General features: G+C 58.0%; 10 protein-coding genes. 6 read left to right on the top strand and 4 right to left on the bottom strand.

Features of this window, described 5'->3' with window-relative positions; translation table 11 throughout:
* Nucleotides 1–114: 114 nt before the first annotated feature.
* Nucleotides 115–1737: an AMP-binding protein gene (locus K6117_RS14105; protein WP_246605121.1), complete on the top strand. Its 1623-nt coding sequence runs from the start codon at nt 115–117 to the stop codon at nt 1735–1737.
* A 43-nt stretch (nt 1738–1780) separates the two neighbouring features.
* Here the strand turns inward: K6117_RS14105 and K6117_RS14100 are convergent, their stop codons facing one another.
* Genes K6117_RS14100 through K6117_RS14090 form a run of 3 tightly spaced genes read right to left on the bottom strand, consistent with a single transcriptional unit; the run spans nt 1781 to nt 4802 of the window.
* On the bottom strand, nt 1781–2536 hold the full coding sequence (locus tag K6117_RS14100; protein ID WP_221796666.1) for an SDR family NAD(P)-dependent oxidoreductase: 756 nt from the start codon (nt 2534–2536) through the stop codon (nt 1781–1783).
* A complete protein-coding gene (locus K6117_RS14095; RefSeq protein ID WP_343211801.1) occupies nt 2533–3987 on the bottom strand; it encodes an FAD-dependent oxidoreductase in 1455 nt (484 codons plus the stop codon). Before K6117_RS14095 ends, K6117_RS14100 begins: the two co-directional genes overlap by 4 nt.
* Before the next feature lie 23 nt (nt 3988–4010).
* Nucleotides 4011–4802 (bottom strand): SDR family oxidoreductase, encoded by a 792-nt coding sequence (locus K6117_RS14090; protein WP_221796659.1) that lies wholly within the window; start codon nt 4800–4802, stop codon nt 4011–4013.
* A 139-nt stretch (nt 4803–4941) separates the two neighbouring features.
* Between K6117_RS14090 and K6117_RS14085 the strand changes: the two genes are divergently transcribed.
* The 5 genes from K6117_RS14085 (at nt 4942) to K6117_RS14065 (ending at nt 9716) form a co-directional block, all read left to right on the top strand.
* Nucleotides 4942–5703: an SDR family NAD(P)-dependent oxidoreductase gene (locus K6117_RS14085; protein ID WP_221796656.1), complete on the top strand. Its 762-nt coding sequence runs from the start codon at nt 4942–4944 to the stop codon at nt 5701–5703.
* A gap of 234 nt (nt 5704–5937) precedes the next feature.
* Nucleotides 5938–7338, top strand: a complete 1401-nt coding sequence (locus K6117_RS14080; protein ID WP_221796653.1) for an aromatic ring-hydroxylating oxygenase subunit alpha — start codon at nt 5938–5940, stop codon at nt 7336–7338.
* Between the two features lie 17 nt (nt 7339–7355).
* Entirely contained in the window at nt 7356–8540 is a 1185-nt protein-coding gene (locus K6117_RS14075; RefSeq protein WP_221796650.1) for an aromatic ring-hydroxylating oxygenase subunit alpha, read from the top strand.
* 269 nt (nt 8541–8809) lie between these two features.
* The gene (locus tag K6117_RS14070) at nt 8810–9160 is read left to right on the top strand and encodes a Rieske (2Fe-2S) protein (protein ID WP_221796647.1); all 351 of its coding nucleotides are present in this window, start codon (nt 8810–8812) and stop codon (nt 9158–9160) included.
* Nucleotides 9161–9302: 142 nt separating this feature from the next.
* Nucleotides 9303–9716, top strand: coding sequence for a nuclear transport factor 2 family protein (locus tag K6117_RS14065; protein ID WP_221796644.1), 414 nt, complete (start codon nt 9303–9305; stop codon nt 9714–9716).
* Nucleotides 9717–9851: 135 nt separating this feature from the next.
* Here K6117_RS14065 and K6117_RS14060 read toward each other — a convergent pair whose 3' ends face one another.
* Entirely contained in the window at nt 9852–12287 is a 2436-nt protein-coding gene (locus K6117_RS14060) for a TonB-dependent receptor (RefSeq protein ID WP_221796641.1), read from the bottom strand.
* Between the last annotated feature and the right edge of the window lie 124 nt (nt 12288–12411).

The following is a 12411-nucleotide window of genomic DNA, read 5'->3' as shown; positions in this document are numbered from 1 at the left end:
CTTTTGTCACAACTAGTGCTGCGGTGTATGTTCGGGCAGTAACGACCGGGTTGATCCTCATATAATGAGGACCTACCAAGATTTGCAGCACGCAAGGACAGGATGACAAGGCAAATGAACGCACCTTGGGCATGGCTCAATCTCCCCGCCCCGCATCACCAGGCTTACGCGCAAAATGGCGCTTGGGCGGACAAAACCATCGCCGATCTGGCCTATGCGCTTACGGCAGCCGATCCCGAATTCGTCGCATTTATCGCGGGCGATACCCGGATGACCCGGGCAGAATTGCTGCGCGATGCCGAGGCATTGTCCGTCTCGCTTGCGGATATGGGCCTTGTCCCCGGCGATGTCGTCAGCTTCCAGACCCCGAACTGGATCGAAGCCGCCGTCATCAACCTCGCATGTTCGATGTCCGGTTTGATTATCAACCCGATCGTCCCGATCTATCGCGACCATGAAGTCGGAATGATGCTCGGCGATTGCGGTTCCAAGGTGTTTTTCGTCGCCAGTTCTTTTCGCAATTATGATTTTGCGGCCATGGCCGAACGCCTGCGCCCGGAACTGCCTGCCTTGCAGCATATCGTGACAGTGCGCGGCACTGGTGACAACGACTATGAAGCCCTGATCGCCAAGGGGCGCGGTCGCCCGTTCAATCGGCCCAAGGTCGATGCCGGGGCGATCAAGATGCTGTTGTACACATCCGGCACCACTGGCCGCCCCAAGGGCGTGCTGCACAGCCACAACACCCTCAATCGCGTCTTGCGGATGACCCAGCAGCATTGGGGCATTGCCCCCGGCGATGCGATCATCATGCCATCGCCCGTCACCCATGTCAGCGGCTATGCCAATGGCCTTGAACTGCCGCTGATCGCCCAGACGCGCACGGTGCTGATGGAAGTGTGGAATACCAAGGATGCGCTGGCGCTGATCGAACAGCACCAGATCACCGGCACCGTCGGCGCGACACCGTTCCTCACGGAATTGGCCAATGCCGCGAGCGCCGCCGGCACCCGCCTGCCCTCGCTCAAATTCTTCGCCTGTGGCGGCGCAGCCGTGCCGCCAGATGTCATCCCGTCCGCAATCAAGGCCTTTGCGAACTGCGCCGCCTTCCGAGTGTTCGGCAGTTCCGAAGTGCCACTCGTCACTCTCGGCTATCCCGCCCGCGCCGATATGGCGCTGGCCGCGACCACCGATGGCGCGATCATTGATTATGACGTGCGGATCGTCGACGATCGCGATCAGGATGTGCCGACCGGGCAAGAGGGCGAAATTCTCGCGCGTGGCCCGGCAATGTTCCTCGGCTATGCCGATCAGCAGCAAACGGCGGATGCGATCACCTCGGATGGCTATTTCCGCACCGGCGACCTTGGCACCGTGTCGGCACAAGGCGCGCTCACCATCACCGGGCGCAAGAAGGATTTGATCATCCGTGGCGGCGAAAATATCAGCGCCAAGGAAATCGAGGACGTGCTGCACACCCACCCAGCCGTGCTGGAAACGGCGGTCGTCGCCATGCCACACCCGCGTCTGGGCGAAGGCATTTGCGCGTATGTGATCCTGCGCGATGGCCAGTCGGTCGATGCCGCGGGCCTTGCCGCGCATGTCGAAGCTTCGGGTCTTGCCAAGCAGAAGATTCCCGAGCGCTTTGAATTCGTGACGGACTTCCCGCGCACTGCCTCCGGCAAGATCCGCAAGGACATGCTGCGGGCGGATGTCACCAAAAAGATTGAAGGTTAAGCGTAATACCCGGCGGGTTCATCCCCGCCGGGTTTATGTTTGATCAGATCGTCCAACCACCATCGACTGGCACGGCCGTGCCTGTCACGAATGAAGAACGCGGCGACAACAGCCACAAAATTGCATCGGCAATTTCTTGCGCCTGACCGATCCGGCCAATCGGGTGCAATGCCTTGAGCGCCACCCCATATTCAGGATCAGTGGTCGCATGATGGGTGAGCGGCGTTTCGATCACACCGGGGCAAACCGCATTGACGCGCACGCCCTTGGCCGAAACCTCGGTCGCCGCCGCCTTGGTCAGGCCGACAACGCCATGTTTGGCCGCAATATATTCCGATCCATTGGGCAAGGCCGTCAGCCCCAGCGCCGATGCGGTGTTGACGATGGAACCGCCGCCACCCGTGACCATCAACGCCATTTCACGACGCAGGCACAGCCACACGCCCCGAAGATTGACGCCGATCACCCGTTCGAACTGTTCAAGCGACTGTTCGACCAACGGCAGATCACAACTGGCAATCCCGGCATTATTGACCGCAAGATCAAGCCCGCCAAAGCGTTCCACCACCAATGCCAGCGCGGCCTCGACCTCGGCCTCCACGCTCACATCACAGGCGATGGCCAGTGCCTCGCCCCCGGCGGCGCGAATATCGGCGGCAACGGCCTCGGCCTGAGCGATGGCGCGATCACAGACCGCGACCCGCGCCCCTTGCGCGCCCAGCGACAGGGCCACGGCCTTGCCGATGCCCGATCCACCGCCGGTGATGAAGGCAACCTTGCCCTTAAACTCTTCGCTCATGACCAATTCGCACCGGCAGCATGACGACCGGCACGCCGTCCGAAATAGGACCCCGGCCCGAGGCTTAACCCGCTGGCATAGGCCTTGCCCGTGCGCGGGATATGGGCGGCGCTAGCCCCCACTGCATAAAGGCCGGGAATGGGCGAACCCAGCCGGTCATGGACTTCGCCATTGCCGCCGGTTTTCAGCCCGCCCAAGGTGATGAACAAATAGATCGACTTGTTGAACGAAATGTCAAAGGCCGCATATGGCCCTTTGTCCAATGGCTTCAGCCATTCCGCCTGCTTGTGCAGCAGCCTGTCCTTACCCGCCGCCGCATCCGCGTTATAATCGGCCATGGTCTGCACCAAGGAACCGACAGGCAGGTTCAACCCCGCCTCCATTTCCGCGATCGTTTCCCAGCCATCGACCAGTTCATGCCGCGCCGAGGTTATTTCGGGATACGCGAAAATCTCGGAATCCACGATCAGATACGCCGTCTGGTTCGGCTGCTCCATGACGAAACACGCGGTCCGCCCATGATAGCTGTCTTCGGAGACAAAGCGCTCGCCGCGATTGTTGACGATGATGCCCTTGATCAACTGGCCCGGCGGATAGATGGAGGCGGTCGGGATGACCCCGTCCATCGCACTGGTTGCCGCGCCGACCGACAGGCCGAGCAACACCCCTGCACCGTCATTGCTCGGAATACCGAGCGGTTCTGCGGTTTCGCTCATCAACGGGATATTTTCGAAAATCATCTCGCGATTGAGGTTGAAACTGCCCGCCGCGATGATCACGCCACGCCGCGCGCGGATATGGAGCACGCCTTCCGGCTGCTTGACTTGCACGCCCACAACGCGCCCGCTGTCATCCTGCACCAATGCCGTGACATTGCTGTCATATATGGCGGGAATGCCTTCATCGACGCAGCGTTGCAGCAGCGGCGCCATCGACACTGCCCCCGCATTTTCGCCGGTGCCGGCGACCTTATGGCCGCGCGGCGCGGGCTTGGCCACTGCGCTATACGGCCAGGATTTTTCATTGCCGGTGAAGAACAGGCATTCGGTGGTGTTGAGGAACACCGCCTTGCCCTTGAAGCTGGTGCGTTCAAACGGCACGCCCTGTGCTTCCAGCCAATCGAAATGCGATACGCTGTCATCGCAGAAATGGCGGGTCGCGACCGGATCGAGCGGATCGGTGCTGGCCATCAGGAAGTTCGCCATTTCCTCCGGGCTATCTTCATAGCCACAGGCCTGTTGCACGGCAGTGCCGCCGCCAAGGTAGAAAATGCCGGATGATACGGCGCTCGCCCCGCCACCGCCGCTCGCGCGTTCGATGATCAGCACCTCCGCCCCATTACGATGCGCCTCCAGCGCCGCGCATGTTCCCGCCACGCCCTGGCCGATCACGACGACATCCGCCTCGCGATTCCATTGCGCGACTTCCGACACATTCAATGCTGAAGGCACAGTTACCATGTCAATAACCTCTCTTACGCCTGTCCCATCGCCTTGGCGACGGAAGCATTGATTTCATCCTGCGACGGGTTGCGACGCAGGGTCAGCCCGCCGTTCACCTGCAGATTTTCACCGGTCATGAAGCACTCATCGCTGCACAGCCATACGGCGGCGGCGGCGATGTCATCCGACGTGCCGATGCGGCCAAGCGGATAGCTCGGCAGGAACGCTTCGAACAGGCCCGGCACTTCCTTGGCATCGGCATTCATCGGCGTATCGGTCAGGCCCGGCGAAATCGAATTGGCGCGGATGCCCTGCTTGCCAAATTCATTGGCGATGCAGCGGATGATATGATCGGTCCCGGCCTTGGTGCCCATATAGGCAGCGTGATTGTCGAGCATGATCGTCGCCGTGGCCGAACTGATCTGAATGATCGAGCCGCCATGCGTCATCTTGCGGATCATGGCCTGGAAAAACTGCATTGGGCCAATAAATTGCAACGCGGTGATCTGATCGATTTCCGCGCGGGTGGTTTCAAGAAACGGTTTCAACAAGCCCCAGCCGGTGGCGTTGATGGCAATGTCGATGCCGCCCAATTTTTCCACCGCCGTATCGGCCAGCTTATTGACGTCCGCCTCGCTCGTGAGATCGCACGTTGTCCATTCACAGCCGGTTTCTTCGGCAAATGCCTGCAATATATCGGCCTTACGCCCGGAGACGAGGACTTGCGCCCCTTCCGCCATAAAGCGGCGCGCAATATATTGGCCCATATTATCTTTGCTGCTCGCGCCCAGAATAACGGCCTTTTTGCCTGCTAACTTGCCCATGTCACTCTCCATGCTAATCTCAGTTGCACGCTGACTAACATGCCGGACGATGCATCAATCCTGATATAAGTGGGAGTGGCCCTTGATAGGGCTGCGCCCGCAAGGAGTGGCATCAGTTTATCATCATAAGGATATTGCAATGGATCTCGGACTCAAGGGCAAAAAAGTTATCCTCACCGGCGGCAGCCGCGGCATTGGCCGTGCCACGGTCGAAATTTTCGCCAAGGAAGGCGCGGACGTCGCCTTTTTCTCGCGCAACCCGGAACAGGTCGCCGAAACCGTCGCCGCCGCCTCCAAGTTCGGCACCAAGATCATCGGCGAAGCCTTTGATTATGAATCCGGCGCAGACGCGTACAAGGCATGGCTGAAGAGCGCGGCTGAAAAGCTCGGTGGCTGCGACATTTTCGTGCCGATGGTATCGACCTCGGGCGCAGGCGCGACCGGCGACTGGCAGAAGTCGTTCGATTATGACGTGATGGGTGCCGTGAACGGCGTCGAAACGCTTGAACCCTATCTCGAAAAGTCGGGTGAAGGCGCGGTCGTTTTCATCTCCAGCACGGCGGCGCTCGAAACCTTCATCGTCCCGCAGGGTTATAATTCGATCAAGGCGGCGCTGCTGACCTATTCGAAGCAGCTTGGTCAGGCACTCGCCCCCAAGGGCATCCGCATCAACGTTGTCTCGCCGGGTCCGATCAAATTCCCGGGCGGCAATTGGGAAGCCCTGAAGGAACTCGCCCCCGATCTCTACAACGCGACCGAAGCCGCGTTTGCGATGGGTCGTTGGGGTGGTCCGGAAGAAGTGGCGCGGACCGTCGTCTTCCTCGCCAGCCCGGCATCGTCCTACACCACGGGCGCCAATGTCGTGATCGACGGCGGCTATACCAAGGGCGTGCGCTTCTAAGCTCAATTCGCCTCGCAAGACAAAAAACCCACTCCCGGCAATGTTCGGGGGTGGGTTTTTTTAATGTCCGGCACCTGCCGCCTCGACAAAAACAGGCAGCTTATCCTGTTACTTTAACCAGACCCTATCCAAAATGTCAGGACTTCTGAGGGGTGTTAATTGATTCAGGTCAAGACCCTCAAGGCCGTGTCGTGAGATTTGCTGCTTAAGCGACAAGCAGGAGAAGGATCTATCATGGCCGACCGCGACCCGAACTTATCCGAAAATACCCCCCGTTGCCCCGGGCCGGGCTGGGACGACATCCTGCAACAGGATTCCATTCAACCACCCGCATTCATGTCGGAAGACCAGTATCAATATCTTGGTTCCGACCCGATTGATGCCAAGCGTTTTTATGACCCCGCCTTTTTCCAGCTCGAAGTGGAAAAGATGTGGCCCAACGTCTGGCAGTTCGCCGCGCGCAACGAAGAAATGCCCGATGCGGGCGATTATGTGACCTATGAAAACGCGGGCCGTTCCTATCTGCTCGTGCGGCAGGAAGATGGCAGCGTTAAGGCGTTCCATAATGTCTGCCTCCATCGCGGTCGCAAATTGACCACGGACAGCGGCTTTGCCGATCAATTCGCCTGCCCGTTCCATGGCTTTGCATGGAATACCGATGGCACGCTCAAGAATATTCCGTGCCGCTGGGACTTCGGTCATCTGAGCGACAAGAAGATGCAATTGCCGGAAGCCTCGGTCGGCACATGGGGCGGTTATATCTTCGTCCGCGATGCCGCCGAAGGGCCGAGCCTTGAGGAATATCTCGCCCCCCTGCCCGAACATTTCAAGCAATGGCGTCATGAAGATTGCGTGACCGTGGCATGGGTCGGCAAGGTCGTGAAGGCGAACTGGAAGATTACCATGGAAGCCTTCATGGAATCATACCACGCCTATGTCACCCACCCGCAATTGATGCCGTTCACGGGCGATGCCAACGCCGCCTATAATATCCTCGGCGATCATGTGAACGTCAATTACACGCCGTTCGGCACCATCTCGCCGCACGTCAATGCGAATGGCAAATCGGAACAATGGATCGTCGACGAATTCGTCAAATATAATGGCCGTTCGTCCGATAATTACGATCCGGACAAGGATCAGTACAATGTCCATGTGCCGGAGGGCAAAAGCGCCCGTCTCGCCCTTGGCGAAGCGATGCGCGAAGCCTCGACCCGCGCCTTTGGCGGCGATTACAGCAAGGTCTCGGAATCCGAATTGCTGGATGCGCTGGTGTACAACATCTTCCCGAACACCGCGCCTTGGGGCGGGTTCATGCCGAACATCGTCTATCGCTGGCGTCCGTGGCCGGATGCGGACCATTGCCTGATGGAAGTCCGCGTCATTGCCCGCGTGCCAGAGGGCAAGCCGCATCCGCGCAGCGTCCCGATGCACCTGTTGTCTGATAGCGAAACTTGGGCCGATGCGCCGGAACTCGGCGTGCTGGGCGCGGTGGTCGATCAAGACATGACCAATATGGAACTGACCCATGAAGGGCTGAAATGCTCGAAAAATGGCAATGTCGAACTCGGCGACTATCAGGAAATCCGCATCCGGCATTTCCACCAGACGCTCGATAAATATATCAACGCTTGATCGGGAAAGACTGTAAAATGACCGATATTTACAAGGCTTATGGCGATGCAGCGGAACGCATGCTGCACTTCGTCGAAACCCGCACCACCGATCAGGCATCGAGCACGCTGGAAGTCCCGGTCGAGAATTATCTCGACCCGGTGCGCTGGCAGAAGGAAATCGACCTGATTTTCAAGCGCCTGCCATTGATGCTGGCGCTGACGATTGAATTGCCGGAACGCAATAACTTCAAGACGATGGATGTGATGGGCCTGCCGGTCCTGATCACCCGCGGCAAGGACGGCGTTGCCCGCGCCTTCCTCAACGTCTGCAAGCATCGCGCAATGCACATGGTTAAGGAAAGCTCCGGTAATTGCGCGCGTTTCTCCTGCCCTTATCATGGCTGGACCTATGCCAATGACGGCGAATTGATCGGCGTTGCGGAAGCCAGCACCTTTGGCGAAGTCGATAAAAAGACGCTCGCCATGACCCCACTGCCGACGCAGGAAGTCGCGGGCATGATCTTCGTGATCCTGACCCCCGGCCTTGCCATTGATGTGCCGACCTTCCTTGGCGGGATGCTGGATGATCTGGCCGCGCTCAAGCTCGAAAATTGGTATTATCACAAGTCGCGGACGATGGACGGCGCGAATTGGAAGGTCTCCTATGACGGCTATCTGGAAGGCTATCACTTCCAAGCCGCCCATACCGACACGGTCGCGACCCGCACCCCATCCAACCGTGGCGATTATGAAGCCTTTGGTCCGCATTTGCGGGTGGGCTATCCCCAGAACTCGATCGTCAATCTGAAGAACCTGCCGCGCGAAGAATGGGGCAAGCAGGAAAATAGCGGATATGACTTCATCCGCGTGCTGTTCCCGAACTTCAGCTTCTTCCTCGCTCCGGAAATGTGCCAATATGCACAGCTTTTCCCCGGACCCACGGCGGACCGCAATCTGACGGTGATGAACTACATCTACCCGCAGAAGCCGGAATCCGAAGAAGAGATGAAGCGTCTCGACGAGATGTGCGACTTCTTCTTCGATGTAGTGGAAGAAGAGGATTACGCGCTCGGCCTCAAGGTCCAGAACGGACTGGAATCCGGCGCGATGACGAGCCTCGTGTTCGGTCGCAATGAACCGGGCAACCAATATTTCCACAAATGGATCGATTATTATCTCGATGAAACCGGCAAGACGCCCGCGCCGGTGCTGAAAGCCTGATTGTCTCGGCTTAGCTTTTAACCCTCTCCTCCAACTCCCTCGCGCGCCAATCGGCGGGCGAGGGTCTTTTTTTGCACTGAGAGGGCGTGAAAAAACAGGCCATACAGCCTCTTTATTCCGATAGCTTTTGCCATTGGACGCACATCGCGATAACCGGCATGCAATATATGCGATTCGCCCGGACCTTGGTCGGCAAACGCATGAAGGCTATAACGCCAAAAGTAATGACAAGTGTTAAGGCATAGAGATGCCAAAAATGGGAAAAAGAGATGAGTGAGACCTGGTATCCCGTGATCGCAGAAGCCGACTTCCCGGAAGACGGCAAGACCACCGCGATCCTGAACGGCTGGCATGTGCTGGTCGGCAAGATCGAAGACGGCTATCACGCCATCAATGATCGTTGCACCCATGCGGCCTCGCATCTATCGACCGGACGCATCCGTCGTGGCGCAGTGATGTGCCCATTGCATGGCGCGCGGTTCGAACTGACAAGCGGGCGCTGCCTTGGCGGCACTTATCGCGACATTCGTGTGTTCCCGCTGCGGATCACCGATGGCCAGATCGAAGTCGCGGTGCCAGATGCGGCCCCGGCGATGGAAGAATTGCCGATTGAAATTTGATATTGGCCGGGGGCGATGCAGTTCAACTGGTCGCCCCCTGTTTTTTTGGCTCCTGTTTTTGGCCCCCTGCCCTTTGCCATAGGTGGCACTCTCCTTTGCCCCGGTCTAGCCTCTGACCCGACAACACAAGGAGAGAAAGATTATGGCTTTTAACGGCCCCGCCGAAGATCGGCTTGCCATTCGCGAACTGCTCGACACTTATGGAGATGCCGTCACCCGCTGCGATGCCGCAGATTGGGGCGCATGCTGGGCAGAAGATGCCGAATGGTCGATGCCCGATTATCCGGAATTCGGCACCACCAAAGGCAAAACCGCCATCGTCAACATGTGGGTCGAGGCGATGAAGCATTATCCCGGCATCATGTTCGAAGCATGGCCCGGCTCGATCGACATCAACGGCAATGAAGCCAAGGTCCGCAGCTACACCAGCGAAGTGTACGATCAGGAAGGCGTCACCAAGCGCGACCGTGGCGTCTATGAAGACACTTGCGTCAAGATCGACGGCAAATGGGTATTCAAGGCCCGTATCTTCCGGAACATTCATCGTCAGGGCTAAACCCTGTAGAGAATAGCAAAAACCAGACGGGTCGCTTCGGCGGCCCGTTTTTTTGTCCCTCACGCCTTTCTACAAAAGACAAAAAAAGGGGCAGCCCATTGGGCCACCCCCTTTTCTTTTAGCATCTGATGGAGATCAGAAACGCTTGGTTACCTGCACCTGCACGGTCCGCGGCACATTGCCGAAGCCGAGCTGGTCAGCATGGAGGCCAACGCCACCGGTCGACGGACCATCAACCACGCCCGAGACGTAGAATTTGTTGGTCAGGTTCTTACCGATGAGAGCAAGCTGCCAGTTATCGTCCTCAGCACCGATACGGACACCGGCATCAAGCGAGACATAGCTCTTCTGCTTGGAGTCAGCATTGTTGAACGCCGATGCAAGATAAGAGGCGCTGTAACGCGCATCGACATTGATGCCAGCCTTCAGGCCATCAGACACCGCAGTGTCATAGCCAACGCCGAAGCTGCCGGTCCATTTCGGCGCAACCGAAAGCGGCTTGCCGCTGAGGTTCTGACGGGTGTTGCCGTCAACGCTGCAACCTTCTGCAATCGACTCACCGGCATAGCAAGGCGCCGATGGGAAGTTCGTGTAACGCGCACGGTTGTAGTTGATCGTGCCATGCACGTTCAGGCCATCAACAGCACGTGGTGCATATTCGAACTCGACTTCCACGCCCTTGGTGCGCGCATCCGCCGTCAGCGTCTGGAACGCGAAGATCGGCGAGTTGAAGAAGTCGACCTGCAGGTCATTATAGCCATAGGTATAAAGGCCGAGGTTAAGACGCAGCTGACGATCCAGCAGGGTCGTCTTTACGCCCGCTTCAAAGCCACGCGCCTTTTCCGGGTTGAAGGTCAGATCGTCCAGCGGCGTGCTCGAGAACATCGAGTTGATCCCGCCGTTCGAGAAGCCGCCCGACTTATAAGCGGTCTTAAACGCACCATAGACCAGCACATCGTTCATCGGCTTCCACGTGATCGTGGCTTCCGGTGACCAGTTGTTGAAGGTCTGGTCCGCATAGATCTGGCCGAGCAACGGGTCCGAAATGTCACGGAAAATAAACTGCACGCCAACATTGTTATATGGCTGGGTGAAGAAGCTCTTCTTGGTTTCATGCGTATAACGCACACCACCGGCGACTTCGACCGTCGGCACGATTTTCCAGGTCACCTGACCGAACAGCGCCGCAGTTTCACCCTTGGTGTAGCTGGTCTTGGTCGTGGCGAGATTCTGATTTGCCGCCGACACGCTGTCGTCGCGCAGACCCGCAAACATGATGAACTGATCGAAATCACGCTTGGTCTTCTGATACAGACCGCCCAGCATCAGGTTGATCGGACCATCAAAGGTCGTGAGCGCACGAACTTCCTGTGACAATGCCCAGAAGGTCGAATTTTCGGTAGCCCATGTACCAGCATCGCTCGACTGGAAATCGCAGGCGCAAGCCCAGCGATTGTTGTTGTTGTTGTAATTGGTGACGGACGTCAGGGTCACATCATCCATTTCATAGTTCACATTGCCCGTGATCGCATAGGAACGATAGCGGTTGTACAGCTGGCCGTCCTTCTTCGAATAAGGGAAGTTGGCGGCAATGTCGGTCGGGATGTTGTTCTGATGGGTAACAAAACCGCCATCGCACGCATAGCCGGTGAGCTGGCTGACGCCGGTCGGGCAATGATAGGCGCTGTAGTTCCACGACGAGTTGTTGACCTTGTTGATGTCGTAAGACGCCTTCAACGTGGCGGTCAGTTCTTCGGTCGGGGTGAACTTCAAAGTCACGCGACCCAGCAGTTCCTTTTCGCCCGGTGCATCCGTGGCGGCAGGGGTGGCCACATGGCCGATCGGATTGCCTGTACCTTCAGCAATGAGATCCTGAATATCGAGGTTCGTATACGTGCGATCAACCGACTGGTTCTTGTAATAGCCGCCGTACATCTTCGAACCGCGCACCGCGACGCGCAGGCCGACGGTTTCGGTCAGAGGGCCGGAAGCGATGGCTTCGAGCTGAACCTGCTGCGCCTTGAATTCATAACCGGCACGGCCAATGATTTCGACTTCGTTCGTCGGATCAGCGGTCGTCAGCGAAACAACGCCTGCAGTCGCGTTCTTACCGAAGAACAGTGCCTGCGGCCCCTTCAGCAATTCCATGCGGGCAAGGTCGAAGAAACCTTCCTGAATGACGCGGCCCTGGCCATAATAAGCGCCATCGACAACCACGGCGACCGACTGTTCGATCCCGATCGAGGTCGAGGACGAGCCGATGCCGCGCAGCGTCAACTGGGCGCCCGAACCGTTGGATGCGCGACCGACCGAGAAGTTCGGGGTACGAGCGGCAACCTTTTCAAGGCTGGTCAAATCCTGCTGGCGAATAGCTTCAGCCGAAATGGCAGTCACGGCAACCGGCACGTCCTGCACGCTTTCTGCGCGCTTACGAGCGGTGACAACGATATCCTGCAAGCCGCCTTCTTGGGCCTGTGAATCAGCAGTGTTCTGCGCCAATGCAGCCGTCGAAATCGACGAAAGTGCAAGTGCGATCAAGCTGACCGACAAAATGCGAGGTTGAGTTTTCATGTTGTGTTACTCCCTTGCCGCCCCCTCCCGGAACGGTTGCACGGGCGATTACCTCTCACTTGAGGGGAAGGTTCACTACGACTTTGGACAGGTTTTTGATCCGGCCATATCCGGCAGTCCAACA

The sequence above is a fragment of the Alteraquisediminimonas sediminicola genome (assembly GCF_019740335.1).
GTDB lineage: Bacteria > Pseudomonadota > Alphaproteobacteria > Sphingomonadales > Sphingomonadaceae > Alteraquisediminimonas > Alteraquisediminimonas sediminicola.
This window is presented reverse-complemented; position numbering and strand designations above follow the sequence as displayed.